General features: G+C 49.6%; 22 protein-coding genes and 2 tRNA genes. 4 read left to right on the forward strand and 20 right to left on the reverse strand.

The window, feature by feature from the left end; translation table 11 throughout:
- Window positions 1–87: 87 nt before the first annotated feature.
- From ASF12_RS27445 to pyrR, 17 genes are all read right to left on the reverse strand, one after another.
- The gene (locus ASF12_RS27445; RefSeq protein ID WP_056041569.1) at window positions 88–699 is read right to left on the reverse strand and encodes a hypothetical protein; all 612 of its coding nucleotides are present in this window, start codon (window positions 697–699) and stop codon (window positions 88–90) included.
- Window positions 700–828: 129 nt separating this feature from the next.
- Window positions 829–1830, reverse strand: a complete 1002-nt coding sequence (locus tag ASF12_RS27450; protein WP_063892674.1) for a tyrosine-type recombinase/integrase — start codon at window positions 1828–1830, stop codon at window positions 829–831.
- Window positions 1831–1974: 144 nt separating this feature from the next.
- A tRNA-Leu gene (locus ASF12_RS27455) sits at window positions 1975–2060 on the reverse strand.
- A gap of 21 nt (window positions 2061–2081) precedes the next feature.
- A tRNA-Ile gene (locus tag ASF12_RS27460) sits at window positions 2082–2158 on the reverse strand.
- Between the two features lie 149 nt (window positions 2159–2307).
- Complete coding sequence (locus ASF12_RS35325) at window positions 2308–2472, reverse strand: hypothetical protein (RefSeq protein ID WP_172455662.1); 165 nt, start codon at window positions 2470–2472, stop codon at window positions 2308–2310.
- Between the two features lie 127 nt (window positions 2473–2599).
- On the reverse strand, window positions 2600–4174 hold the full coding sequence (locus tag ASF12_RS27465; protein ID WP_235533303.1) for an ABC transporter substrate-binding protein: 1575 nt from the start codon (window positions 4172–4174) through the stop codon (window positions 2600–2602).
- Window positions 4175–4180: 6 nt separating this feature from the next.
- Window positions 4181–5065 (reverse strand): ABC transporter ATP-binding protein, encoded by an 885-nt coding sequence (locus tag ASF12_RS27470; RefSeq protein ID WP_056041571.1) that lies wholly within the window; start codon window positions 5063–5065, stop codon window positions 4181–4183.
- A gap of 5 nt (window positions 5066–5070) precedes the next feature.
- Window positions 5071–8004, reverse strand: a complete 2934-nt coding sequence (locus tag ASF12_RS27475) for an ABC transporter permease (protein ID WP_056041573.1) — start codon at window positions 8002–8004, stop codon at window positions 5071–5073.
- Between the two features lie 3 nt (window positions 8005–8007).
- Window positions 8008–9090 (reverse strand): efflux RND transporter periplasmic adaptor subunit, encoded by a 1083-nt coding sequence (locus ASF12_RS27480; protein WP_056041575.1) that lies wholly within the window; start codon window positions 9088–9090, stop codon window positions 8008–8010.
- Window positions 9056–9826: an ABC transporter ATP-binding protein gene (locus ASF12_RS27485; protein ID WP_081419090.1), complete on the reverse strand. Its 771-nt coding sequence runs from the start codon at window positions 9824–9826 to the stop codon at window positions 9056–9058. The genes ASF12_RS27480 and ASF12_RS27485 overlap by 35 nt, the downstream gene beginning before the upstream one ends.
- 219 nt (window positions 9827–10045) lie before the next feature.
- A complete protein-coding gene (gene pyrE / locus ASF12_RS27490) occupies window positions 10046–10693 on the reverse strand; it encodes an orotate phosphoribosyltransferase (protein ID WP_056041577.1) in 648 nt (215 codons plus the stop codon).
- Between the two features lies 1 nt (window position 10694).
- Window positions 10695–11426 carry an orotidine-5'-phosphate decarboxylase gene (gene pyrF / locus ASF12_RS27495; protein ID WP_056041578.1) on the reverse strand — a complete coding sequence of 244 codons (732 nt, stop codon included), beginning with the start codon at window positions 11424–11426 and terminating at the stop codon, window positions 10695–10697.
- Between the two features lie 134 nt (window positions 11427–11560).
- Entirely contained in the window at window positions 11561–14782 is a 3222-nt protein-coding gene (gene carB / locus ASF12_RS27500) for a carbamoyl-phosphate synthase large subunit (RefSeq protein WP_056041580.1), read from the reverse strand.
- Entirely contained in the window at window positions 14769–15920 is a 1152-nt protein-coding gene (locus ASF12_RS27505) for a carbamoyl phosphate synthase small subunit (protein ID WP_056041582.1), read from the reverse strand. Before ASF12_RS27505 ends, carB begins: the two co-directional genes overlap by 14 nt.
- A 62-nt stretch (window positions 15921–15982) precedes the next feature.
- On the reverse strand, window positions 15983–17272 hold the full coding sequence (locus ASF12_RS27510; RefSeq protein WP_056041584.1) for a dihydroorotase: 1290 nt from the start codon (window positions 17270–17272) through the stop codon (window positions 15983–15985).
- 32 nt (window positions 17273–17304) lie between these two features.
- The gene (locus ASF12_RS27515; protein ID WP_056041586.1) at window positions 17305–18204 is read right to left on the reverse strand and encodes an aspartate carbamoyltransferase catalytic subunit; all 900 of its coding nucleotides are present in this window, start codon (window positions 18202–18204) and stop codon (window positions 17305–17307) included.
- On the reverse strand, window positions 18205–18750 hold the full coding sequence (gene pyrR, locus ASF12_RS27520) for a bifunctional pyr operon transcriptional regulator/uracil phosphoribosyltransferase PyrR (protein ID WP_442952562.1): 546 nt from the start codon (window positions 18748–18750) through the stop codon (window positions 18205–18207).
- A 524-nt stretch (window positions 18751–19274) separates the two neighbouring features.
- Here pyrR and ASF12_RS27525 point away from each other — a divergent pair.
- The 4 genes from ASF12_RS27525 to ASF12_RS27540 are packed head-to-tail and all read left to right on the forward strand — an operon-like array spanning window position 19275 to window position 23393.
- The gene (locus ASF12_RS27525; protein WP_056041592.1) at window positions 19275–20795 is read left to right on the forward strand and encodes a spore germination protein; all 1521 of its coding nucleotides are present in this window, start codon (window positions 19275–19277) and stop codon (window positions 20793–20795) included.
- 15 nt (window positions 20796–20810) lie between these two features.
- A complete protein-coding gene (locus ASF12_RS27530) occupies window positions 20811–22016 on the forward strand; it encodes a Ger(x)C family spore germination protein (protein WP_056041594.1) in 1206 nt (401 codons plus the stop codon).
- 4 nt (window positions 22017–22020) lie between these two features.
- The gene (locus ASF12_RS27535) at window positions 22021–22260 is read left to right on the forward strand and encodes a hypothetical protein (RefSeq protein WP_056041597.1); all 240 of its coding nucleotides are present in this window, start codon (window positions 22021–22023) and stop codon (window positions 22258–22260) included.
- Window positions 22261–22283: 23 nt separating this feature from the next.
- Window positions 22284–23393, forward strand: a complete 1110-nt coding sequence (locus ASF12_RS27540; RefSeq protein WP_056041599.1) for a GerAB/ArcD/ProY family transporter — start codon at window positions 22284–22286, stop codon at window positions 23391–23393.
- A gap of 58 nt (window positions 23394–23451) precedes the next feature.
- Here ASF12_RS27540 and ASF12_RS27545 read toward each other — a convergent pair whose 3' ends face one another.
- The 3 genes from ASF12_RS27545 to lspA form a co-directional block, all read right to left on the reverse strand.
- On the reverse strand, window positions 23452–24687 hold the full coding sequence (locus ASF12_RS27545) for an LL-diaminopimelate aminotransferase (RefSeq protein ID WP_056041601.1): 1236 nt from the start codon (window positions 24685–24687) through the stop codon (window positions 23452–23454).
- A gap of 126 nt (window positions 24688–24813) precedes the next feature.
- The gene (locus ASF12_RS27550; RefSeq protein ID WP_056041603.1) at window positions 24814–25791 is read right to left on the reverse strand and encodes an RluA family pseudouridine synthase; all 978 of its coding nucleotides are present in this window, start codon (window positions 25789–25791) and stop codon (window positions 24814–24816) included.
- Window positions 25772–26296: a signal peptidase II gene (lspA, locus tag ASF12_RS27555; protein ID WP_056041605.1), complete on the reverse strand. Its 525-nt coding sequence runs from the start codon at window positions 26294–26296 to the stop codon at window positions 25772–25774. Before lspA ends, ASF12_RS27550 begins: the two co-directional genes overlap by 20 nt.
- Window positions 26297–26429: the final 133 nt, after the last annotated feature.

A 26429-nucleotide genomic window follows, 5' to 3' on the forward strand; every position in this document is an offset into this window, starting at 1 on the left:
GCCTATTCGCTTCTTTCTTGCGCGCTATACGCAAACTAAAAGGCGGCCACTCCCCGTAAGGAATGACCGCTGTTTGGCGTGTTATATCTATGGACGGTTGCCTAATGCCTGAACGGACGAAAACACTCCGTCTTTATCCGCTTTAAGTATCACTAGAAACGTACCAGGCTCGGAATCGCCGAAACTATCCGCATCGAACTGCGCGGCAAGCATCTCGCTCTTATAGACCACGTATGTGTACGTAGTTCCGTCATCCGTCTTATCACTCCGAGACACTTCTACCGCATCCTCTGGCGACATAGTTAACGTTTCCGCCAACGCTTCTTCTAACGGTATTCTATCGAATGCAATCGAAAGATTTACGCAAGTAAAATCGTAGCCTAGGCAGAATATCCGGCCATCATCATAAGTCCACATCGTACTATCATTATCATCGTTGTCGCGTTCGCCGAACTCCTTATCGAAGCTTACCGCGTTAGCTCCTAATACCGCCGGTCCGATTTCTGGCGAAGGGCTAGGCGAAGGTGATGGCGTAGGTTCTACGCTTGGTTCCAATGACGGACTAGTTGACGAAAACATGACCGACTGATTTTCGGGACTCGGCAACGATTCTTCTACGATTTCATTTTTTGCACAGCCGAAAAGTGCAAAGGTAATAATCAATAATAATACGGATAATGAAATGTAATTCCTACTCAAAACATGACCTCCTACGTTTTCCTTTATATGTAATACTCACATTATCGCAAGAAGTGTCGGATTTTACAATGAAAATCAACGCAAAGAAGCCGCAATCGCCCGAAGGAAATTGCGGTAACAATCCGTATCTTATAGATTCTCTAGCGGCGAATGCCGATCGTGCTTCTCGGAGATGTCCGTACCAAAAAGATTAACGTACATTCGCACGATATCTAGCGATGTATGCCCGAGTATTTTCTGTAAACTAAACGCATCCCCGCCGTTCATAATGTACATTTTCGCAAAAGTGTGCCGAAACGTATGCGGCGAAACCCGTACGCCTTTAATACGCGCATCCTGGCCGTACAGCTTAATCGCTTGTTGAATGCCGCGAACTTTAAACGTGTTGTTATCGATATTTACGAATAACGAGTCGCAGTCCAATACGCCGCGAACCTCGGTGTAATTACGAAGCGCTTTTTCTAGCGCGCGTGATATCGGAACGAGCCGTTCTTTACGCCCCTTTCCGTAAACCTTGACCGTACGATCACTCCAATTAACGTGATGAAGGCTGATACCTTCAAGCTCCGAAATGCGTATACCCGTATCTAGCAGCGTCAACATGATCGTATAGTCGCGAAGACCTGTAAACGTAGAACGATTAGGCGCGTTCAGTAACGACTTCATTTGCGCGTTTGAGAACGTTTCTATGATGCTGCGTTCAGATTTCGCCTTGCCTAATCCTACGAAGGGATTAATTTCGACGAAGCTTTCGGAATGCATCCAATTAAAGAAGGCGCGCCAACTTCGAGTAAGCTTATCCATCGTTGCATCGGCGGGCGTCTCCGCCTTACCGCGCTTAATAGGCGTACTTCGCTTCGTTTCCAACGCGACCATGATCGTATCCTTTACGATATCTATCGGCCTCTCAACGTTTTGCTTTTGGAGCTGCCGCGTTAATTCTAGTAAAGTATCGCGGTAAAAATTGAGCGTATCTTGCGTAAGGTTTCTGATGCGGCAGTAGCGGATAAATGACGTAATAGCTGCGTCTAAATCGAGGGATTCCGCAGGATATTGAACCGGAGATTTACCGCCGCCAGCCGACGCTAGATTAACGCGACGACCACGGCCTTTCTTACTATTTTCGGACATATAAAAAACGCCTCCACTTCGCAAAATTCGTTAATGAAACGAATATTACGAAGAGCAGGCGCACAGGTCTACGTGAATGTAGCATCGCAGTATTCGTGCAGGATGCGTACAGACACCGTAAAGCCACCGTGATTTAAAGCGGTATGCCGAGGACCGGGATCGAACCGGTACGGTAGTCACCTACCGCAGGATTTTAAGTCCTGTGCGTCTGCCAATTCCGCCACCCCGGCATAATAGATTGAGGTGTACAATGGTGGGCCCTGAGGGACTCGAACCCCCGACCAATCGGTTATGAGCCGACCGCTCTAACCAACTGAGCTAAGGGCCCTCATAAAACGTCTAGCAAGACGATTTAATAGAAAGCGGCTATATATTCCATTCGTACAGCGCATCAATTTGAAATGGCGACATGAATTAATATACAATATATGAGATAGTGAAGTCAAGCATTTTTCTTCATTTTTTTAATCTTTTGAATTAAATCAAAAATCTCACCCCATAACGCCCCCGCTTGGAGCGAAAAACCTCGACCTCCTGCGGACACTCGTAGCCATAGATCCACCAGTCATTTTCCATTCTTCGCACAAGGCAGCCTGCCTGAAATTTTGTCTCGTATAATCGAACCCAATAGATCCACCTCATTGGTATCCCTCCTCACTCATTAGAATACCCAAAAAAGGCTAAATACAGTAATCCATCGACTTTTTATACCTTCAAAAACAAACGTCCCGTACAAAGCCATTTCAGGCTTTATACGGGACGTTCTTTTTTATCCTGCTGGTACTTCTGTTGTTTCTACCTCTACAGGCATGGTGCTGGCACCATCTGTGCCGCCCTCAGCTGCCTTCGATGAATCTGTCTTGGCCGGCTCTTTTTTCAGCTTCTCCAGTACAGCATTACCTTTCGTTTCCCACTCGGCTAATGCTTCCTTAGCTGTTATATCGCCCTTAATAACTTTCTGGAACAGATCGTAAGAAGCATTTTGCGCTTCCCAAATGCCCGGCTTTTCGCGGTACAGCTTCTCTGTATCGACGCTTTGCGGCGGAATAGGTTTAAGGGCAGTAAAGGCATTAATGTTGTAATTCATGCCGTTTTTAGGCTTCAGGTACTCCTTGCGCGCTACAAGCTCATACGTGCTGCGGGATTTCATTTCCGCCCATTCCTTGCTGTTGGTAAATTGAATGAATTTCCAAGCATCCTCGGAGTTTTGAGCGTTGTTGTTAATCCCCATCAGCTGGCTGAAGTAAATGGCACCGCCGATGCCTGGTGCCTCCTCATGCGTCGGATAGGTCACAACATCCCAATCAAATGCCTCAAAGTCTTTAATTTTGGAAGCATTGTTCATCGTATTGCTCAGCTCATTCACATAATTATAATCTGAGATCGTCATGGCTACTTTGCCACCCGCAAACAAATCGCCTTGTGTAGGGTTGTAAACGTAGTTGCCATCTGCGGATTCCTTGTTTAGCTCTTCATTGATTTTATTAATATCCTCTTGATCCGGCACAACATCGTCTCTGTACAAGCTAGAGACCGTATTCCATACATTTTCCCATTGCGGCGTGTTGACCAGCATTTTCTCGCCTTTATCGTCCCACATTTTCAGTTGAAGCGCCGAGCTGTAGGTTTGAATATCAGAGTTGAAATCGCCGCCGTTCCAACGGCTGAAGGTCATGCCATATTTACGGTCAACGCCCTCTCCCTTGCTCACAAGACGAGCTTTGTCCATAATGTCCTTCCAGGTCATATTGTCTGTAGGAGGCTCTACGCCAGCTTCTTCAAACAGCTTTTTATTGTAATAAAGAGCCGATGAGCTGAACGTTGGCGTCAGGGCGTAGATGTTGTTGTCGCCAGCGGATTTAATGCCATCAATGACAGTCGGCACATAATCAGTCAAATCGAATTTGCTTTGGCTGATCAATGGGTCGAGCTGCTTCAGCAGATTATCCTGCACGAGACGGCGCAGCATGTTGTAATCCAGCACCACGACATCGACAGGATTATCGCCAGTCAGCATATCTTTCATTTTCGCATACGGATCTGGTTGATCGATATTGCCGTTCTCATCCGGAGTCTGGTAGCGCATATCCGAGTAGTCAATTGCGCTTACGATTTCAAAATCGATCTCCGGGTTCATCATTTCATACGTATCGGTATATTGCGAACGGAAATACGGCTCATTATCTGCTCCCCCATACAATACACCTATACGCAGAACATGCTTCTCTGCTGTACTTTGCGCACCGCCGCTGCAAGCCGCCAAAATCGACGTTGCCACCATAAGTGTCGCAGGGACAACAACCCACTTTTTAATCATTTTTCTATTAGACAACCGTTTCTCCATCCTATTTTACCCCCCTAATGATTTAGGCGGCGAAATGACGATTCGCTCACCATCAAACTCCATTGTCGCTTTATCTGTTATGCCTAATGCAGTTAAATATTCCTTCGGCACTTGGAGTCTTCCCACCCGGTCTACGACGACATAAGCTTCATGCACAGCCTGAAGCCCTTTGCCTGTTTGCTCTTCCTCACCCCCAACCGTATTCATATTGGGATTGCGCTTAATGAACTCGGTACTCGTCAAGCCGTCGCGAATCGCAACGACACGGTCCACTTTTCCGGCGAGGGAAAGATCATGAGTAACAATGACAATCGTAATGCCAATTTCACGGTTCAGCTTGCGAAAAATATTCATAATCAGATCCGACGTTGCCGTATCCACCGATCCCGTCGGCTCATCCGCCAGCAGCAGCTGCGGACGATTGCATAAGGAAATGGCAATCGCGACCCGCTGCTGCTCCCCGCCGGATAATTGATGGAGCTTGTTGTTCATGCGCTCCTTGAGCCCTACCCATTCCAGCAGCTGCTTGGCATAGGCGCGGTCGACCTTGCCCGAAAGCATCATCGGCATTTCAACATTTTCCAGCGCCGTTAAATACGGCAGCAGGTTGCGGGCATTATTTTGCCATATAAAACCGACCGTTTCCCGCTTGTATTTCACGAGATCGTCCGGGGTGATTTTCAGCAAATCCCACGGCCCGACTCTAACTTGGCCAGCAGACGGGTGGTCGAGGCCGCCCAAAATATTGAGCAGCGTCGACTTCCCGCTTCCGCTGTTCCCGATAATCGCCATCAGCTCGCCGGGGTTTACTTTAAGGTTAAGACCTTGCAGCGCGACAACCTCGAGATCATCCGTTTTGTAAATTTTGACTAAGCCTTCGCAATCGATCATAGCTGTTAGCGCTCCTCTCCCATTTTAACTGCCTGATGCACCCGCAGCCTGCGAATATGCAGGAAGAGCAGCAGCGCTCCAGTAATCATCATGAAAGCGACGACGATAAACAGCTGGTTCGTATCCTTCGCTTCGAAGACGACGCGGAACGGCGGTACCGTTTCTGTCGCATTTTCGGCGGTCTGCAGAAATGGCAGGAACAATAGACTCGTCAGCTTGCCAATCATGACGCCAAGCCCGATGGAAAGTCCCGCTGTAAACAGCTGCTCCAGCATGAGCATGCCCGTAAGCTGCCTGCGTGAAAGTCCCATCGCCCGCAAAACCCCGAATTGCACGACCCGCCCTGAAAGATTAAAGAACCAATACAGCACGTATCCGGTTAAAGTGACGATGACCGATACTAGGAAGCCGAGACTGAGAATCCCGAATACGCCGCCTCGGGTCGGAAGCTTGGACTGGATAATCAGTTCATTGCGCACATCCTTGACGGTAGCGACTTCAATGCCCTGTTTTTGCAGCTCTTCCAAGATCGGCGCAACCTTCGCACCATCTTTCATTTTGAGCCAAACCTCATAAGGCATAATCGGAAGTTGGTCATAAATGTAATCCAGATTCGTAATGACGAACGGCGATTGATCTGGATATTGCGTCGGCCAATACGGCAGAATGCCAACGACTACAAAATCCAGCTTGCCTTCGGTAAAGCCAACCGACATCGTATCTCCCGGCTTGAGCTGGTACTTCTCCGCTACTCCGGTTGGAATAAGCGCCGCATGCTCATACATGCCCAAATAGTTCAAATACGTAAACGGATGTGTTGGAAACAGGTCATTGCGGAACCAAGCTACTTTTGAGAAATCGACATTGTCGATCCCCATTACCGTACCCTGACCAATGGAGCGTCCTGAAACGACGATGTTCCCTTTCGTTTGCAGCACGCGTGCTGCCGCTTCAACGCCTTCCATTTTGCGGAACAGCTCAAAAGGCGGTTCACTGTACAAAATGCGCGTAGGCACAGGCTGTTGCGCTCCGCCTCCACCGCCGCCGGAGCCTCCGCCCGTTCCACCACCAGAGCCGCCTGACGAACCGCCTCCGTTGCCGCCGGAGCCATTTCCACCGCTGCCGCCATTGCCGCCGCCGTTTCCATTGCTGCCTCCGGTATATTTGACTTCTGGCGTTCCGTCCCAATTCGTTTTAATGACGACATCCGTGCCAAATTTATACAGCGTGCGTTCCGTCGAGTTCAAATCAATCGTACGGGCAGCAGATGCATTATATACACCGAGCCCGAGTGTCAAGACTAGCAAAATCATCAAAGGGTAATAACCTTTGGAAGAACGCGACAGCTGCGTAAGAGTTAAATAAAGCGGAACGGGCAAAAACTTCCGGCCCAGCCAGTTAAACACCTTCAGCAGCCACGGGAACAACCGCAGGAAAAACAATCCCATTGCAAAAATCGATAAAGCCGGTACGAAAAATAGAAATGGCTGCACATTAAGCTGATCCGTCGTAAGTCCCGTCTGGAAGGTCAGCATTTGGCGCTGATTGAACATATACCAGCCATATCCGGCTGCGCCAAGCAGCAAAACATCAATGAACCAGCGCTGCCAAAACGGACTGCGGTCCGAACGCGCCAAATCCCTCTTGTAGCTTACAATCGATGATCTGGCATAAATAATCGCCGGAATAATCGTCGAGAGCAGTGCCAGCACGACGGCTGCTACGCCTGCAATTATCGCCTCAGTCGAGAAGCCGACCGGAATCGACGTCCGGTTGACGAAGGACAGGAAGCCATTGGCCGAGCCGATGCTTTTCGCCATAAACCAGCCGAGGAACGGGCCTATTACTAGAGCAATTGCCCCAAGCAGCAAGCCCTCGAGCAAATAAATCCATATAATTTGCCTTGTGCCTGCGCCGCGGCTGCGAAGTACCGCGATGTCGCTGCGCTGCTTATCGAGAGACTGCCGGGCATTCATCGCGATAAAATAAAATACCATCGCCAGCATCGGAGCTGCCAGCGTGAACAGCAGCGTCTGAAGCTGCAAGCTCTGCCGCTTGAACTCAATGAGCGTATCAGCAAATGAAATTTCCACCTTCGTGTCGGTCAAGCGCTGATACAGCTCAATATTCAAGCGATCCAGCGTTCTTCCCAGCGGCGAAAGCTGACTCGTCTGCACTTGCGACAAATCGAAAGCATAATACCAGCTAGCATTGTTAAGCGGAATTTTTTGCTGCTCCAGCAGCGTCTTCAAAAATACGTTCTCGTGAATCTGGAGCGTATTCATCAGTCCTTCAAGCCCTTGATACCAATAAGGATCGGTGTCATTCAGCGGCTTGACAGCTCCGACGATTTTGATGCGCAGCGTCAAATTCAGCCCGCTGTAGATCGGGTATTCGAATACATCCCCAATATGAACATCATTGCGGTACATCGCTTCTTCAAGCATGACCGCTTCCATCATGCCGTCCTTATCGACCTTGTCGGTAAACCAGCGTCCTTGCATAATTTCGGTTTTGCCTTCCAGCTCCGTCATGGACATCAGTGTCATCTGACGGGTACGGCTCGCATCTACCTTAGTCGGGTCTTCTGGCACGACATCGGCGCCGCGGAGCGACAAGCTGCGAACAAAGTTCTGATAAGCAAACCCGATTTCATTCGGTACATCCTCTTTAATATATCGGTCAACTTCAGTCAAAGCTGAAAGATCGGTTGTCTGGCCGCCTGGCGACTGATACCGCATCAGCAGCGAGCCTGCCGGCAAGCCGGTGCTCTTCTCTTTGAGCGAAGCCGCGACTACGCGCTTGAGTGCCCCATCCGCATACATCGGGATGCTGGTTGCAAAAGCAACCGCAATCGTCAGACCCGCCAAGGCGCTAAACGTCAGCCAACGGGTGTTCCACATTTTGCGGAACAAAAATCGCAGTAGAGGTATTCCCATCGGCTATCGACCTACAACTTTCTGTCCCGGCTCCAAGCCTTTCAAAATCTCGATTTGTGTCGCCGTTTGCTGTCCAACCTCAACGTCCACTTCACGTTTGCCGTCTGCATCAATGACTTGCACGTAGGTACGCGATCCAATAGAACGCAGTGTAGATGGCGGGATTACGATGACATTTTCCTTGCGCTTCGTAATAATGCTGATCGAAAGCGGGGTACCGCGAGTCAAGTTTTTAGGCAAATTTTTAATTTCCACCTGCATAAAATCTTCCGGCCGCTCTTTATCCGTATTATTTCCTGTGCCGCCGTTGCCTCCGTTATTGCTGCCATTAGAGGAATCCGTATTGGTCATCGGCATCATCTTCACCGTGCCTTTGAATTTGCCGCTATTGCTGATTTCCGCTACAATCGGCATGCCGACGACGATTTTGGCTATTTCATCCTTGGTCAGCTTCGCTGCCGGAATAAGCGTCGTCGTATCGGCTATGACCGCAATTGTGCTGTACGCTTTAATCGCAGCACCCTTCTCGACATTCAGCGAAACAACCGTTCCGCTAATCGGCGCTGTCAGCGTAGCCTTCGCAATGTCAGCCTCCTGATCGATCAGTGCCTGCTTCTTCTCTTCAAACAAAATCGATCTTTCTTCAAATTCTACCGGGTCCATCTCATCGCGCGTTCTCAGCGCTTCCTTCATCGCTGTCTCTTCCTTGCGGAAAGCCAGCTTATCCATGCGCAGCGTCTTCGTGAGGCTATCGACATCAAGCTGGCCAATGACTTGGCCTGCGGACACTTTATCGCCTACCTTAATGTTCAGCTCTTTCAGATTTTTACCATCCAGAGTGAAAAAGACAGGCTCCTCGCGGGATGAAATCAATTTGCCGATTACGTTAACCTTCGTCTCCAGCGTATCTGTTGTTACCTCATACTCTGGCTTCTTGGAAATTTGGGGCGGTGCAATGGAAGGCAGTACTTCCTCTTCTTCTTCAGCAGGCAGCAAGGAGCAGCCGCTAGTTATTAACATGATTGCAGCAAGACTTATTATTGCGGGACGTTTAAATAAATTTCCCGTCAACCATTTCATAGACATGGTCGGCAACCTCCATAATAGTAGGATCATGTGTCGTCATACAAATCGTAACTTGTTCCGTGCGAATAATCGTTTTAAAAACACTCATAATTTGAGCTGCCATGTTTGAATCCAGCTCTGCGGTCGGCTCATCCGCCAGCAGCAATATCGGCTTGTGCGCAATCGCCTTCGCAATAGCTACACGCTGCTGCTCGCCGCCGGACAGCTCGAAGGGACGATGGTTCATCCTTTTCTCCAGGCCAACCAGCTCCAGGCAGTGATCCACCCGTTCCTTCCACGTCCCACGCGGAACGCCAGCCATCCTTAGCGACAGCTCGACATTTTCCTTCGCAGACAGCAGCGGCATCAAAGCGAACGCCTGAAAAATAAAACCCATTTCCTTGCGCCTGACAAGTGTGCGCTTATCGTCGCTCAGCTTATGAAAGGGCCTGCCGTTAAACCAAATTTCGCCTTCAGTTGGTGTATCCAGTCCGCCCAGGCAGTTCAGCAGCGTCGTCTTCCCCGAGCCGGAACGGCCGCGAAGCATAACGAGCTGATTTTGCCGAAGCTCCATATTAATGCCTTTGAGCACGCGCAGCGGCGCGCCGCCAGCCTGAAATACCCGTTCAACATTCACAACGGAAAGCAGTTTTTCATTATGTACTTCTTTCTCTAGCTTCGGATCCTGCTTTTCTTCCTTCACTAGATCAGGCTCTTGCACCGGTTGCTCATCCTTTTTTTTCTTGCTAAATATCATAGCTGATTTCTATACCTCCTTTTAAGCAGAGCGCCCTAGGATGACAATCAGGCTGCTCAATTAAAAAACCTTCATAATTCTCATCTTAACGTGTTAGACGAACGATTACAGCAAAAAGTTACAACAAAATCCGACGAATTCAAAATTTTTACTGAATCTCAAAATAAACATAAAAAAACTCCAGCCTTCCGGATCGGAAAGACTGGAGCGCTGCTTATGCTAATTGCCAAACGCTTGCGGATTTTCGCGCCATGCTTTCAATTTCAGCATATCATCGCTCTGCACCTTGCCAAGCTCTACAGCTGCTTCGATAAGCTCGGAATAGTTCGACAGCGTTTCAAGCGGCATGTTCGCCTCGGCGAATGCCGAAGCTGCCTGCTCGAATTGGTAGGTGAAAATCGCCAGTACCGCCAGTACCTCGGCCCCTGCCTCGCGAACAGCAAGTCCCGCTTTCAGCGAGCTGCCTCCAGTTGAAATCAAATCTTCAATGACGACAACCTTTTGCCCTGGCTCAATGCGGCCTTCAATTTGGTTCTGCTTGCCATGGCCCTTCGCTTTATCGCGAATATAAGCCATCGGCAGTCCAAGCTTATGCGCGACCCAAGCCGCATGGGGAATACCCGCAGTCGAGGTGCCCGCAATGACTTCCACATCTGGATAACGCTCGCGAATGACAGCAGCAAAGCCATCAGCAACAAGCTCGCGAATAGCCGGGTAAGACATCGTTAGACGATTGTCGCAATAAATCGGCGACTTAAGACCTGAAGTCCACGTAAATGGCTCATTTGGGCTAAGGGCTACTGCTCCGATTTCGAGCAGGCTGGCAGCAATCGTTTTAGGCAATTCTGAAAGTTTAACTTGGCTCATCTTAAATCAGCTCCTCAATAATCGCTTCTAATACTGCTCTTGAATTTGCGGCAGCCGTGATCGGCCGACCAATAACCATATAATCTGTACCTTGCTTTAACGCTTCTGCTGGTGTCATAATGCGCGATTGGTCGCCCACATCGGCACCTTTCGGGCGAATGCCCGGCGTTACCGTCTGGAAGGAAGCGCCGCATGCCTGCTTGATGGCCTGCACTTCAGCAGGGGATGCCACTACGCCATTCAGACCCGCAGCGCGGGCAAGCTCTGCATACCTAAGAACAGCCTGCTCCACCGTTCCAGCAATGCCAATTTGCTCGTTGAGCATCGCTTGGTTGGTGCTGGTCAGCTGGGTCACTGCAATGATGCTTGGCTTATTTTGTCCAACAGCAAGCGCTGCTTCCATGCCTTCGACCGCTGCCGCAAGCATTGCGCTTCCGCCAGCAGCATGGACATTGAACATGTCGACGCCGAGCCGGGTCACACTGCCTGAGCCGCCTTTGACCGTGTTCGGAATATCATGCATCTTCACATCAAGGAATACAAGGTAGCCCCGCTCCTTAAGTCCCGTTATGAACGCAGGACCCGCAGCATAAAACAGCTGCATGCCCACCTTCATATAACAGGGGATACCTTCCAGCTCATTCAATAAGCGCTCGGCAGAAGCCGCGTCCGCATAATCGAGCGCAACCATAATTTTTCCGGCTGCCTGTTCCCGTTCCCGTGTCAAACCCATCGTTAACCGTCCCCTTTGCCGTGTTTTTGCGAAATATGCGCATTAAAAAGGCCATCCGCCGGGCCACGCGCACCCGCAAAAGCAAAGCCATTTGCGGGCCGCAGGCAATCGGCGCTGGCCGTGCTTGCTAAAACTTATTTGTGCAGCAGTGTTGGCATCGAACGCGAGGAGAAGTTGATGGTCTCCATCATCCGCAGCAAGGCGCGAACCGTATCAAGCGACGTCATACATACAACGCCGTTCTCAACCGCTTCACGACGAATACGGAAGCCGTCGCGCTCAGGCGTTTTGCCTTTTGTCAGCGTATTGAAGACGAACTGTGCTTTGCCTTCACGGATCAGATCAAGAATGTTCGGCGATCCTTCGCTAAGCTTGTTCACTGTCGTTACCGTCATGCCCGCTTCTTCAAGCATAGCTGCCGTACCGCCAGTTGCAATGATTTTGTAGCCAATGCTGTAGAAGCCACGAAGCAATTCGAGCGCTTCTTCTTTATCTTTATCCGCAACGGTCGCAATGATCGAGCCCGTTGTCGGGATTTTCATGCCTGCGCCTAGCAATCCTTTGTACAAGGCTTTCGCATATTGCACATCGCGTCCCATAACCTCACCCGTCGATTTCATCTCCGGTGTCAAGGTAGGGTCAACACGGCGCAGCTTCGCGAACGAGAAGACCGGAACTTTAACCGATACATACTCGTCTTCAGGCCACAGTCCGTCTTTATGGCCCAGGTCAGCCAGCTTCGTGCCAAGAATCGCTTGTGTCGCAAGGTTCGCCATTTGCAAGTTTGTTACTTTGCTCAGGAATGGAACCGTACGCGACGAACGCGGATTTACTTCAATGACATACACGATCTCGTTATGAATTACGAACTGGATGTTAACCAAGCCGATTACGTTCAGCGCCTTGGATACTTTGATCGTAATGTCGACGATTTGCTCCTTCACGCTGTCAGACAACGATTGCGGCGGATACACAGCAATCGAGTCGCCGGAGTGAACGCCTGCGCGCTCAATATGCTCCATGATGCCCGGGATCAATACGGTGTCGCCATCACAGATCGCGTCCACTTCCGCTTCCATGCCAAGCATATAACGGTCGATGAGGACAGGATGCTCTGGATTGATTTTTACCGCTACTTCCATGTAGCTCAGCAAATCTTCATCCGAATATACGATTTCCATTGCGCGGCCGCCCAAAACGTACGATGGACGAACGAGTACAGGGTAACCGAGCTTTTGTGCCGTTGCTACTGCTTCGCCAACCGAGGTTACAGTGCTGCCTTCTGGCTGAGCCACGTTCAAGCCGCGAAGCAAAGCTTCGAACTTTTTGCGATCCTCTGCCATGTCGATGCTTTCCAGGCTGGAGCCGAGAATTTTCACGCCAGCTTTGGAAAGCGGAGCTGCGAGGTTAATTGCCGTTTGGCCACCGAACTGCACGATTACGCCGATTGGCTTCTCTTGCTCAATAACGTTCATGACATCTTCAAGGAATAAAGGCTCAAAGTACAGGCGGTCCGATGTGCTGAAATCGGTCGATACCGTCTCTGGGTTGTTGTTGATAATAACCGCTTCATAGCCAGCCTTCTGAATTGCCCACACCGCATGAACCGTCGAATAGTCAAACTCAATGCCTTGTCCGATCCGAATTGGGCCAGAGCCGAGTACAAGCACTTTCTCTTTCGTCGAAGGCGCTACTTCGTTCTCTACCTCGTAAGTTGAATAGTAGTAAGGCGTGCTCGCTTCAAACTCAGCGGCGCAAGTATCAACCATTTTGTATACAGGTACGATATCAAGCTCTTTACGATAAGTACGAATATCATGCTCATTCGTGTGGCTGCCATTCGGATTGCCTTCTTTGCGAAGCTCAGCGATCGAACGGTCGGAGAAGCCTTTGCGCTTCGCCTGGTACAGCGTTTCACGGGAAAGCGTCGCTTCCTGGCGGATTTTATCCTCGAATGCTACGATGCCTTCGATTTTGTCCAGGAACCACCAGTCAATGTTCGTCAGATCTTGAATTTCCTGCAAAGCATAACCACGACGGAACGCTTCGCCTACCAGGAACATGCGCTCATCATCCGGTTTTTGAAGGCGTGCGCGCAGCACATCATCGCTGAGGTCTACTGCTTCCTTCAAGTGGATGCGATGCGTGCCGATTTCTAGCGAACGAACCGCTTTATGAATCGACTCCTCGAAAGTACGGCCAATCGCCATAACTTCGCCTGTCGCTTTCATTTGCGTGCCGAGCTTGCGGTTCGCATTCACGAACTTGTCAAACGGCCAGCGCGGAATTTTCGATACGATGTAATCCAGCGTAGGCTCAAAGCAAGCATACGTTTGGCCGGTTACTGGGTTCACAATTTCATCAAGCGTGTAGCCAATTGCGATTTTAGCAGCCATTTTAGCAATCGGGTAGCCTGTCGCTTTGGAAGCCAGCGCCGAAGAGCGGCTGACGCGCGGGTTAACTTCGATTACATAATATTGGAAGCTTTGTGGATCAAGCGCGAACTGTACGTTACAGCCGCCTTCGATGTTCAAAGCGCGAATGATTTTAAGCGAAGCGGAACGAAGCATTTGATACTCGCGGTCCGACAGCGTTTGGCTAGGCGCTACTACGATACTGTCGCCAGTATGTACGCCAACCGGGTCAAAGTTTTCCATGTTGCAGACAACGATACAGTTGTCATTCGCATCACGCATAACTTCGTACTCAACTTCCTTCAAGCCAGCAATCGATTTTTCGATCAAGCATTGGCCGATTGGGCTGTAACGGATACCGGAGGCAACCGTTTCTAGCAATTCTTCTTCGTTTGCGCAAATACCGCCGCCTGTACCGCCAAGCGTGTAGGCAGGACGAACGATAATCGGGTAGCCGATTTCATTGGCAAAAGCAACTGCTGCTTCAACTGTCGTTACGATGTCGCTTTCTGGTACCGGCTGCTCCAGCTCGCGCATCAGCTCGCGGAACAAATCGCGGTCTTCGGCTTTCTCGATAGCTGTCAGCTGTGTGCCAAGAAGCTGCACATTTTCTGCTTCCAATACGCCAGCGCGCGCCAGCTCTACCGCCATATTGAGGCCTGTTTGGCCGCCAAGCGTCGGCAGCAAACCATCTGGACGCTCCTGACGAATGATTTGCGATACAAACTCAAGCGTAATTGGCTCAATGTAAACTTTATCAGCCATGTTTGTGTCTGTCATAATGGTAGCCGGGTTGCTGTTAATCAATACAACCTCATAGCCTTCTTCCATAAGCGCCTGGCAAGCTTGCGTGCCGGCATAGTCGAATTCAGCGGCTTGGCCGATTACAATCGGGCCGGAGCCGATGACGAGAATTTTTTTGAGTTTATTATTTTTGGGCATACTGAAGCTCCCCTTTCACTTTCAACGTTTCCGCGAGTACGACTTGGCGACGCTTTTGCGGGTTATTTAATTTATGTGTGCGAATCATACTCAGGAATTCGTCAAACAGATAGCTGGAATCATACGGTCCTGGAGCAGCTTCCGGGTGGTATTGCACCGAAAATGCAGGATGCGTATTATGCTTCAGCCCTTCAATTGTGCGGTCATTGTTGTTAATATGCGTTACAATCAGACCGGAGTTCGCAATCGAATCTTCCATTACAGTGTAGCCATGGTTCTGGGAAGTAATGTAGCAGCGGTTCGTTGCCAGTTCCTTCACCGGATGGTTTCCGCCGCGGTGGCCGAATTTAAGCTTCGTTGTATCAGCGCCGCAAGCAAGTGCAAACAGCTGGTGTCCAAGGCAAATACCGAAGATCGGGAACTCGCCGAGCAGCTCGGAAATCATTTTAACCGCATGTGGAACGTCTTTCGGGTCCCCAGGGCCATTGGACAGCTGAATGCCATCCGGTGCCAGGCGGCGAATTTCTTCAGCCGTCGTGTCATGAGGCACAACGACGACGTCGCAGCCGCGTTTAGTCAGCTCGCGCAAAATGCCGCTTTTTGCACCAAAGTCTACGAGCACAATGCGCTCGCCATTGCCTGGGCTGGAAAATACATGCTTCGTCGATGTACGAGCTACTTGATCCGTCATTAGTGCGGACAAGCCAAGGCGCTCTTGCAGCTCCTCAATGCGCTCGTTGCCAGTTGTAAGCAGGCCTCTCATCGTGCCGTGGTGACGCAAAATCCGCGTCAGCATGCGCGTGTCGATTTCGCTGATGCCCGGAATGCCATATTCCTTAAGCAGCTGCTCAAGCGAATATTGGGCGCGCCAGTTGCTCGGCACCGGCTCATTGCGGCGCACGACAAAACCGTGGATATACGGGCGAATCGACTCAAAGTCATCGCGAGAAATGCCATAGTTGCCGATAAGTGGATAAGTCATCGTCACGATTTGTCCACAATAGGATGGATCCGACAATACTTCCTGATAGCCAGTAATACCTGTATTAAAAACAACCTCACCCATCGTTTGCACTTCTGCGCCGAAGGATAGTCCTGTAAACAATGTTCCATCTTCCAATAATAATCTCGCTTGCATCCGTCTCACTCCTCAGGTCTACGTATTCCTATATGTCAATTAGCATATCCAAGTTAACGTTCTTATGCTTGCTCCGACCACACAACCGCACCATTTACAATCGTCGCTACCGGCCAGCCTTGCAGCTTCCAGCCGCCGAAAGGCGTGTTGTTGCTGCGCGAGGCAAAGGTTGCCGGATCAACTGCACGTTCGCTGTCGAGATCCACAATCGTCAGATCAGCTGGCGCACCTGCTGCCAGGCGGCCTGTCTCCAGCTTGAACACCCGTGCCGGGTCAGCTGTCATACGGTCCAGCAGGAAGCCGAGCGTCCATTTGCCGGTTTTAACAAACTGCGTGTACAGCAGCGGGAAAGCTGTCTCAAAGCCGACGATTCCGAACGGCGCAAGCTGCATGCCGCGCGCTTTCTCTTCCGCGCTATGCGGCGCATGATCCGTTACGATCATGTCGATCGTGCCGTCTTCCAGCGCTTCGATGACCGCAGCCACATCGCGCGGCGTGCGCAGCGGAGGGTTCATTTTCCAATTGGCGTCAAAGCCTGGAATATCCTCGTCCGACAGTACCAGATGATGCGGGCAAACCTCAGCGGTTACGTTGACGCCGATTTGCTTGCCAAGGCGGATCAGCCTTACCGATTGCTCCGTGCTGACGTGGCAGACATGATAATGAACGCCTGTCGCTTCAGCGAGCAAAATGTCGCGGCCGACATGAATCGCTTCCGATTCATTCGGAATGCCTTTCAGTCCGTTCTCGCGGGAGAACTTGCCTTCCGAGACGAACAGTCCCTCAACCAGCGTATTGTCCTCACAGTGTGCAATGACCGGCATGTCTAGCGACTTTGCCAGCGCCATCGCATCCTTCATCATTTGCGCGCTTTGTACGCCGACACCATCGTCGGTAAAGCCGATTGTGCCAGCCGCTTTCAGCGCTGCGAAATCCGTCAGCTCGCGACCGAGCTGATTTTTAGAAATTGCGGCGTAAGGGAGGACGCGAACGACGCCTTCCTTCGCATTTTTGTCCAAAATATAGTTGATCGTTTCAGGTGTATCTGTCACTGGACGAGTGTTCGGCATGCAGGCGATTGTTGTAAAACCGCCTTTCGCTGCTGAACGCGTCCCTGTTGCGATATCTTCTTTATATTCGAAGCCAGGATCGCGCAAATGCACGTGCATATCGATGAAGCCGGCTGATACGAGCTTGCCCTTTGCGTCAATTACTTCTGCTGATCCTGTGTCCGGCACTGTTTCGCCGCTTGCAAGCTCGGCGATTTTGCCATCCTCAATTCGAATATGCTGCTTCACTAGGCCGCTTGCAGCTGTATCCCATACGCTGCCGTTAATAATCCATAATGACATTATCCGTTCACCCTCCCGATTTCATCTAAAAGTTAGTTCAAAGCCCGTTCTATGACGGCCATTCTGACCGGAACCCCGTGCTCCATCTGCTTAAAAATCCGGGACTTGGCATGCTCGACAAGCTCATCGTCAATTTCAACATTGCGGTTGATCGGCGCCGGGTGCATAATAATCGCGTGATCCGCCATTGCCTCGCTGCGCTCCACCGTCAATCCAAACTGCTCGCGGTAGCTTTCAGCCGAGCTAAGCATGCCGCTTTCGTGACGCTCCAGCTGTACCCGCAGCATCATCACGACATCGGATTTCAGCGCTTCCTCCATCGTTACATAACGGGCATCAAGCTCAGCGGCCTGCAAGTTCGCAGGAGCGCAAAACTTCACCGTAGCCCCCAGCTTTTGCAGAGCGTATAAGTTCGAACGCGCTACGCGGCTGTGCAAGATGTCTCCGATAATCGAGACGGTCAATCCTTTAATTGCGCCAAATTGCTTGCGCATCGTATATAAATCAAGCAGCGCCTGCGTCGGATGCTCGTTGTTGCCATCGCCCGCGTTAATCAGCGGCACTTTAATTTTCGTAGCCAGTTCGGCTAGCAAGCCAATCGGCTTGAGCCGGATAATGCCGACGTCTATGCCCATCGACTCCAAGGTGCGAACGGTATCATATACCGACTCGCCCTTCTGCACACTCGATACGGCTGCTGAGAAGTTCAGCACCTCCGCTCCAAGCCGCTTCTCCGCTACCTCGAAGGAGAAGCGTGTGCGCGTGCTGTTCTCGAAAAACATATTCGCTGCGAACTTGCCCTGCAGCACATTCTGCACTTTCGTCTCCTGCTGCTCCCAATGAGCGGCACGATCCAGTATGGCGATAATTTCCTCTGCGTCAAGCTCCTTCAAACCAAGCAAACTGCGCTGTTTGAGCTGTAAAAGTGTCATTTATGCTTGCCCCCTCTGATGAATAATTTTCACCTGGTCTAAGGAATCAATCTCGGTTAACGTAACGGAGATTTGCTCTTGTTTGGAGGATGGCACATTTTTGCCTACAAAATCCGGCCTTATCGGCAATTCCCGATGACCACGGTCAACCAGCACAGCAAGCTGAATGCTTTGCGGCCTGCCGCAATCCATTACCGCATCCATCGCGGCGCGAATCGTCCGGCCGGTATACAGCACATCGTCGAACAAAATAATGTTGCGGTCCTGTACGACCGACAGTTCGACATCAATTTCGCCGATTATGCCTGCTTCCATCTCGGTGCGGCTGCCTGGCGCCTTGCCGTCATCGCGATAGCGGGTAATATCCAGTTCCTTCACTAAAACAGGCTTGCCTTCAATTTCCTGTATGCGCTCTGCGATTCTTCGGGCTAAATAAACGCCTCTTGTCCGAATGCCGACCAGCGTACAGTTGTCAATTCCTTTGTTCTTCTCCACGATCTCGTGGGCGATGCGGGTCAGTGCCCGGCGTATGGCTGCATCATCCATAATGACCAAGTGCTCTTCTTCCACCGTTACGTTACCTCCCATCCTAGCGCAGGTTGAACTGCCAACTCTCATCAAGGCGCTTCACAAGCGTAAACGGCTTAGGCTTAAGCCGTCTTCTGGCGGCAAAGCTACCGTTTCGCGATGAAATATAAGCCCGTTATAAGTGTGTAACTTATAAATGCTTATATTTGAAAAAAGACTCCTTGCGTATTCGCAAGGAGCCCATGATTAACCGCTAAGGATTCCATCCATCCCCGCCAACCTTATGAGTTGCGGAAGATGAGGAGTTTCTTGTCCCCAGCTTAATTAATCAACTATTCACGCTACCTTGCCAGCCTCACAGGACTGAGTTAAAGGTACAACTTTATACCAAAGGAATTATCCCACGTTCGACATAAGATGTCAAGTGGCAGCAGCCTTAAACACGATCTGCCCACCTTGTGCTGGATGTTTATCATATTTATGGCAATCTGTTGGCATACTAACCAGCAACTACGGACATTTTGCAAGCAGGAGGGAACAAGATGCAGTCGCACGTATCACGGCCACATGAAAAAGTCAGCCTGCCCGCTTCACTCGATGCGTGCATCCAGCATATTCAAACTGAAATCGGCGGCAGCTCGGATCTCGTCGTCAAACGGTTCTCCTGCCTGCATCTGTGGCCTGGCGCTCTCGTTTATATTGAAGGCATGATTGATATTCAAATGCTTCATCAGTCGGTATTGGGCTCACTTATGGGCTATGCGAATGAGCACACGCCAAAGTTTGACGATCCGAATGATCGCTTAACTCATGTGAAAGAGGATGTATTAATCGCCGGAAACACCGATTATATCGATGAGATGGAGCTTCTGTTCCATCGCCTGCTGTCCGGCGCCATTGTATTGCTCCTGGATAACAGCATGCAAGCCATTAGCATTAGCGCGGCTGGTTGGGAAGACCGCAGTATAACCGAACCACAATCGCAATCAGTCGTTCGCGGGCCTATGGAAGCTTTTACAGAAAATCTGCGTACGAACACCACTTTAATCCGCAGAAGAATTAAAGATTCTCAGCTCTGGTTGGAAACGCGGCAAATCGGAAAACTAACAAAAACATCCGTTGCTCTTATGTACATGAAACATCTGGTTGATAAAGGTGTAATCGAAGAGGTGCGGCGCCGGCTGGATGATATTGATATCGACAGCATTTTGGAAAGCGGCTATATTGAGGAACTGATTCAGGACGTTACACTGACACCTTTTCCCACGATCTACAACAGCGAGCGCCCTGATACGGTCGCTGCCGGACTGCTGGAAGGTCGGGTTGCCATTATCGTCGATGGCACTCCGTTCGTCATGCTTGTCCCTTCACTGTTCGTCCATTTCTTCCAATCGCCCGAGGACTATTACCAGCGCGCAGATATCAGCTCCCTGTTACGGCTCATTCGCTATTTATCGTTTTTTATCGCCATGCTTGCGCCCTCCTTCTATATCGCCATTACGACTTTTCATCAGGAAATGCTGCCGACCAGCCTGCTCATTAATCTCGCAGCACAGCGCGAGGGCGTACCGTTCCCTGCGTTCATCGAAGCCGTCCTTATGGAGCTTACCTATGAAATTCTGCGCGAAGCGGGCGTACGCATACCTAAGACGGTAGGCCAGGCAGTATCCATCGTTGGCACGCTCGTTATCGGACAGGCAGCTGTAGACGCTGGCGTCGTATCGGCAGCGATGGTCATTATCGTCTCGATTACCGCCATATCGAGCTACGTCATTCCCGAAAACGGCATGTCGATCGCCGTACGGATTTTGCGTTTTTTGCTCATGATTCTAGCGGCAACGTTCGGATTTTTCGGCATTTTGCTCGGAATGCTGGCCATTTTGCTTCATTTGACGAATTTGCGTTCGTTTGGTGCAGCATACATGAGCCCATTCGGCCCATTCGTAGCTTCAGATATAAAAGATTCACTGTTTCGTATGCCATGGACGCATATGATGAATCGACCATACTCCAATGGCAATGGACAGAAAAAAAGGCAAAAGAAACGTACGAAACGCTTATAAGGAAGGGGACGCCGCATGAAAAGAACAGGTATTTCCTTGTTGGCTGCCGCTTTAATTTTGCTGTTGATAACCGGCTGCTGGGACCGTCAGGAAATGAACGAACTTGGCATCGTTCTTGCTATGGCGATCGATAAGGGAAAGAACAATATGCTGGAAGTATCCTGCCAGATCGTCGTCCCATCGGAAGTAGCATCCAATTCCGGAAAAAGCACGACAACGCCCGTAACGCTGTACCAAGCGAGCGCGCCCACCGTCCTCGAAGCGATTAATAAAATGAGCTTGATTAACCCACGGATTAGCTATATGTCCCATATTCGCGTACTTATTTTCAGCGAAGCGGTCGCTAGAATGGGCATTGCCGATGAGTTGGAAACTTTTTTGCGGCATCCGGAAATCCGGCCAGACTATTATGTGATGATTGCACGCCATTCGAAAGCTTCGGAAATTTTGAATATTTTAACCCCGCTGGAAACCATTCCAGCCAATAACCTGTTCCTTTCCCTGCAAAATTCCGCAAAAACATGGGCACCTACTATTACTACCGCCTCTGACGATTTATTGGAGAAAATGATTAGCGACGGAGTGGAGCCTGTACTGACTGGCGTCCAAATTATAGGTGATAAGCAGCACGGTGGAAATAAGGATAATTTGACGACAATTAAGCCCGCAGCGAATTTGACGTATACTGGCATGGCAGTGCTCAAGAAGGACAGGCTGCTTGGCTGGATGAACGAGCAGGAAAGCAAAGGCTATAACTATATTACAAACAATATAAAAAGTACGACGGGAAACTTACCTTGCCCGGACCATAAAGACAAGCTAAACATCAAGGTACTGCGCAGCCAGACCGATGTTACCTCCAAAATTGTAGACGGAAAGCCGGTTATCCACATTAAAGTCAACAATATGTCCAGCATCATGGGAGATGCTTGTACCGTGCCAATCTCTAGTCAGGATGACCTCAAAATCATTGAGAAGGAGGGCAGCGAAAAAATCGAAATGTTTATGAAAGAATCTGTAAAAACTGTTCAAAAGCGTTTTAAATCCGACATTTTTGGATTTGGTCTGAATATTAGCCGAAATAATCCCAAGCAGTGGGCGCAATTACGCGATCATTGGGATGAGGAGTTCCCAAGACTGAAGATAGAATACGAAGTTCATGTTCAACTGCGAGGGGTCGGCATGCTCGACGATTCTATTTTACAGGATATAAAGGAGTAAACCAATGTCACTGCCAACGCTCATTGTATTATGTGTCGCTATTTCCTTCGGGATGATTCAAATGCCCGCTTTAATCAAAAAAAAGCTGAAACGAGAGGCTTTTGCTTATTTTCTGCTGCTCAGTGCCGGAACCACCTTCAGCATTTACGCAGCAAATGTGCAGCCTGTGCCAAGCCCGCTTAATGCGTTAATTACGATTTATGAGCCCGTCAATCAATTTTTCGATCGAATGTTCCGACCTTAAACTATGAAGGGAGCCACTATGCCATGCTGGAAAAAGGAAGAATTAGCGCAAGACAGCTGGCCGTGCTTGTTTTTTTAGCCGCTGTTGGCGATATGATCTTGATCATACCTGCTATTATTGCGGGCTACGCGCAGCAGGATGGGTGGATCGCCGCCCTGTTCGGCATACCTATCGGGTTGCTTATTCTTTGGCTGATTCTCCATTTGAGCAGCTTTTACCCAAAGCTCAATCTAGTTCAAATCAATGACCGTATTCTCGGAAAATGGCTGGGGGCGCTGCTCAGCTGCGCCTATTTGCTCTTTTTCCTGCTGGCTGGCTCAACCTTCATCCGTGAGGTTGGAGACTTTTTGACAACTCAGCTGTTCCTGAGTACACCTATTCGCTACATCCATCTCTTGTTCGTGCTGATCCTCATGTGGGGCGTATGGAATGGCATTGAGTCGATTGCCCGAAGCGCCGAAATCTTGCTGCCACTGTTTATTTTTATTTGTTTAGCTTTAATTGTCTGTCTGATCCCGCAAATGGATTTAGAACGGTTAAAGCCCTATTTTGGCTCGGAAGGGCCGTCATTCGCTCATGCTACGATGATGTTCAGCGTTTATCCGTTCGGGGAATTATGCTCCTTTCTCATGATTTTCCCCTATGCCTCCAAACCAGCTCATCGAAACAAGGATGTGCTTATCTCGGCCTTATGCGCTTCACTGCTGCTTTTCCTGCTCGTGTTTATTTCCTTGACGGTTCTCGGCGCTTATTTTACCGAGCATAATATTTATTCGACTTATGTGCTGACGCAAAAAATCAATATCGGGGCTTTTCTTCAGCGTATTGAAGCTTTAATAGCTACTGCCTGGGTCATTTCAACCTTCTTCAAAACCGTGCTTTATTTTTACGCCTTCTCGATCGGAACGGCGCAGCTGCTGAGGCTCTCTACCTTCAAACCGCTCATCGTTCCAACCTCCTTCCTCATGTTTGGTCTGGCCATGATGATTGCACCCAATCTTTTGTATTATGTCAAAACGATTGTTCCCTACTGGATCGACTGGGATTTCACCCATGGCTTTATACTTCCGGCACTGCTCGTTTCCATCTATTATATGAAGAAAAAATTCAAGAAAAAAAGCTCCGCAACCTGAGGTTGCGAAGCTTTTTTGTCTTATGGCATATGTTATGCAAGCCATTTATCCGTTTGGCTTACAGCGACATTTTGCGAATACGTTCAACCGCTTTTTCCGTATTTTCACGGCTGCCAAATGCAGTCAGGCGGAAGTAGCCTTGGCCGCTTTGTCCGAAGCCGACGCCCGGCGTACCCACAATGTTCGCTTCCGAAAGCAACTTGTCGAAGAAGGCCCATGAATCGAGGCCGTTTGGTGTTTTCAGCCAAATGTACGGCGCGTTAACGCCGCCAAATACTTCAAGACCAATCGAAGCAAGACCGTCACGAATGATTTTCGCATTCGTCATGTAGTAGTCCACCAGTGCTTTAATCTGCTCTTTGCCTTCTGGCGAGTAGATTGCTGCTGCGCCGCGCTGAGTGACGTAAGACACACCGTTGAATTTCGTCGTGTGACGACGGTTCCACAGATCATTGATCAATACTTCCTTGCCGTTGTCATCGAAACCTTTCAGCTCGCGAGGAACGACGGTGTAAGCACAACGAACGCCTGTGAAGCCTGCTGTTTTGGAGAAGCTGCGGAATTCGATTGCAACTTCCTTCGCGCCTTCAATTTCATAAATGCTATGCGGCACATCCGATTCTTGAATGAAAGCTTCATAAGCCGAATCATACAAAATGATGCAATTGTTGCTTTTTGCGTAGTCAACCCATTTTTGCAATTCCTCACGGGAAAGCGTCATGCCCGTCGGATTGTTCGGGTAGCACAGGTAAATCAGATCCACCTTGCGGTCTGGCAGGCTTGGCGTAAAGTTGTTTTCCGCTGTGCACTCCAGGTAAACGATATTTTCATAACGCTTCGAATCTGTATTGTATTTGCCAGAGCGTCCAGCCATAACATTCGTGTCCACATAAACCGGGTACACCGGATCTTGAACCGCTACGATGCTGTTTTGGCTAAAAATCTCCTGAATGTTGCCGACGTCGCATTTTGAGCCATCGCTCAAAAACACTTCGTTCGTTTGAATATCGACGCCGCGTGCTTTGTAATCATTCTCGATAATGGCGTTAATCAAGAAGTCATATCCTTGCTCCGGGCCGTATCCGCGGAATGAGCCTGGTACAGCCAGCTCGTCCACAGCTTCGTGCATCGCTTTAACAACCGCTTCCGGCAACCCCCGCGTAACGTCGCCAATCCCTAAGCTAATAATTTCGGCATTCGGGTTTTCTTTAATAAACTGGGTGCGACGCTTTGCGATCTCGGAAAATAAATAGCTGCCTTGCAGCTCCTGGTAATTATGATTAATGTTCGTCATTATTTATCACCAATCCTTTAACTACTAGAATAGCTTACTTTTCCCCGAGACTTAATAAAGGATTTGCCCAAAAGTTTGTATTTTCGCGATACTGCTCCGCCAAGTGCAAGGACGCTCCAGCCCGGCTTATCGGCCGCGCAGTACGCTCAATACATGGTTCATATCGCCGGGAATCGGCGCTTCGAAATGCATGAGCTCGCCTGTGCGCGGATGCTTGAAGCCAAGCACTGCCGCATGCAGCGCTTGTCCTTTAAGCGCTACTGTCTTGTTGCGACCATACATCGGATCGCCTGCCAGCGGATAGCCAATATACTTTAAGTGGACGCGAATTTGATGCGTGCGCCCTGTCTCGAGCTGCAGCTCCACTAGCGAATAGTCTTCCCCAATACGCTCGATAACCATGAAATGCGTTACCGCATGCTTACTGTTGCGCTCCGTGACTGTAAACATTTTACGGTCATTCGTATCTCTGCCGATTGGCGCATCAATCGTGCCATGGTCATGCGGCAAATTGCCATGCACCAAACCGATATATTTGCGCGTTATCGAATGGTCCTTCAGCTGCGCAGCGAGCGAAGCGTGAGCCAAATCATTTTTCGCGATCATCAGCAGTCCTGAGGTGTCCTTGTCAATGCGATGGACGATGCCGGGACGAAGTACGCCGTTAATGCCCGACAGGTCTTTACAATGATACATGAGCGCGTTGACAACGGTGCCCGATGAATGGCCCGGTGCGGGGTGAACGACTAGTCCGCGCGGTTTGTTAATGACGATGACATCGCTATCCTCATAGACGATATCAAGCGGTATATTTTCAGGATCAATGACAGCCTCTTCCGGCTCGGGAATCGTAACGACGATAACGTCGCCCGCGGCAACTTTATAATTTCTTTTGCCTGTTTGGCCGTTTACCGTTACAGCTTGGACCTTAAGCCATTCCTGCACTTGCGTGCGCGATATAGACGGATCATCCATCGCTTCGGTTACGACTTTGTCCAGACGTTCGCCAGCTTGATCCTCGTCAATGACAAAACCAACTTGCTCCTGCTCTTCCAGTTCAAACTCTTGCTCTATTTCTTGCTCATCAAACGGTTTGCTGCTCATTCGGGTTAGACTCCTTATCCTCTTCACTTCTCATTTGATCCTGCTTCTCCTGCTTCGAGGTCAGCAAGGCATCAATTAATATCAATGCGACACCTACGCAAATCGCCGAATCAGCGACGTTAAAAATCGGGAACGAATAGCTGCCGAAATTAAACAGCAGGAAATCGACAACTTCGCCGTACATCGCCCGGTCCAGAAAATTGCCGAACGCTCCGCCAAGCACAAGTCCAAGACCTGTTAACAACCATACTTTGCCGAGCTTCCGAGTCGTTTGTATGTACCAGATAATCGCGGCTAAAATAACAATCGTAATGACGATAAAAAATAAACGCTGCTCCTGCAAAATACCAAAGGCAGCCCCTTTGTTGCGGTGCGATGTAATGTAAAAGAAATTGCCAATTACACTAATCAAATCACCCAGGTTCAGCTGTGTCGCAATTATTTTCTTCGTTATAAAATCTACAACAAATACGAATAAAGCGATCCAGTAGTAGTAATAACGCATCTACTTTCTCCTTTCGTTGTGCATGCAAGGCCTTTCCGTCTGCATAACATTCCGTCATATGTCCCAAGCTATTGTAGCATAGTCAATATGGAATGAGCCAGCCTCTGCAGTGCGGAGGACTAAATGCGCAAAG

This window comes from Paenibacillus sp. Leaf72 (assembly GCF_001422685.1).
Lineage (GTDB): Bacteria > Bacillota > Bacilli > Paenibacillales > Paenibacillaceae > Pristimantibacillus.

What these genes read in the sequence shown, in the direction of transcription:
- ASF12_RS27450 (WP_063892674.1), bottom strand. Translation starts at nt 1,830, where the DNA reads ATGTCCGAAAATAGTAAGAAAGGCCGTGGTCGTCGCGTTAATCTAGCG.
- ASF12_RS35325 (WP_172455662.1), bottom strand. Translation starts at nt 2,472, where the DNA reads ATGAGGTGGATCTATTGGGTTCGATTATACGAGACAAAATTTCAGGCA.
- ASF12_RS27465 (WP_235533303.1), bottom strand. Translation starts at nt 4,174, where the DNA reads ATGGAGAAACGGTTGTCTAATAGAAAAATGATTAAAAAGTGGGTTGTT.
- ASF12_RS27470 (WP_056041571.1), bottom strand. Translation starts at nt 5,065, where the DNA reads ATGATCGATTGCGAAGGCTTAGTCAAAATTTACAAAACGGATGATCTC.
- ASF12_RS27475 (WP_056041573.1), bottom strand. Translation starts at nt 8,004, where the DNA reads ATGGGAATACCTCTACTGCGATTTTTGTTCCGCAAAATGTGGAACACC.
- ASF12_RS27480 (WP_056041575.1), bottom strand. Translation starts at nt 9,090, where the DNA reads ATGTCTATGAAATGGTTGACGGGAAATTTATTTAAACGTCCCGCAATA.
- ASF12_RS27485 (WP_081419090.1), bottom strand. Translation starts at nt 9,826, where the DNA reads ATGATATTTAGCAAGAAAAAAAAGGATGAGCAACCGGTGCAAGAGCCT.
- pyrE (WP_056041577.1), bottom strand. Translation starts at nt 10,693, where the DNA reads ATGAGCCAAGTTAAACTTTCAGAATTGCCTAAAACGATTGCTGCCAGC.
- pyrF (WP_056041578.1), bottom strand. Translation starts at nt 11,426, where the DNA reads ATGGGTTTGACACGGGAACGGGAACAGGCAGCCGGAAAAATTATGGTT.
- carB (WP_056041580.1), bottom strand. Translation starts at nt 14,782, where the DNA reads ATGCCCAAAAATAATAAACTCAAAAAAATTCTCGTCATCGGCTCCGGC.
- ASF12_RS27505 (WP_056041582.1), bottom strand. Translation starts at nt 15,920, where the DNA reads ATGCAAGCGAGATTATTATTGGAAGATGGAACATTGTTTACAGGACTA.
- ASF12_RS27510 (WP_056041584.1), bottom strand. Translation starts at nt 17,272, where the DNA reads ATGTCATTATGGATTATTAACGGCAGCGTATGGGATACAGCTGCAAGC.
- ASF12_RS27515 (WP_056041586.1), bottom strand. Translation starts at nt 18,204, where the DNA reads ATGACACTTTTACAGCTCAAACAGCGCAGTTTGCTTGGTTTGAAGGAG.
- pyrR (WP_442952562.1), bottom strand. Translation starts at nt 18,750, where the DNA reads ATGGATGATGCAGCCATACGCCGGGCACTGACCCGCATCGCCCACGAG.
- ASF12_RS27525 (WP_056041592.1), top strand. Translation starts at nt 19,275, where the DNA reads ATGCAGTCGCACGTATCACGGCCACATGAAAAAGTCAGCCTGCCCGCT.
- ASF12_RS27530 (WP_056041594.1), top strand. Translation starts at nt 20,811, where the DNA reads ATGAAAAGAACAGGTATTTCCTTGTTGGCTGCCGCTTTAATTTTGCTG.
- ASF12_RS27535 (WP_056041597.1), top strand. Translation starts at nt 22,021, where the DNA reads ATGTCACTGCCAACGCTCATTGTATTATGTGTCGCTATTTCCTTCGGG.
- ASF12_RS27540 (WP_056041599.1), top strand. Translation starts at nt 22,284, where the DNA reads ATGCTGGAAAAAGGAAGAATTAGCGCAAGACAGCTGGCCGTGCTTGTT.
- ASF12_RS27545 (WP_056041601.1), bottom strand. Translation starts at nt 24,687, where the DNA reads ATGACGAACATTAATCATAATTACCAGGAGCTGCAAGGCAGCTATTTA.
- ASF12_RS27550 (WP_056041603.1), bottom strand. Translation starts at nt 25,791, where the DNA reads ATGAGCAGCAAACCGTTTGATGAGCAAGAAATAGAGCAAGAGTTTGAA.
- lspA (WP_056041605.1), bottom strand. Translation starts at nt 26,296, where the DNA reads ATGCGTTATTACTACTACTGGATCGCTTTATTCGTATTTGTTGTAGAT.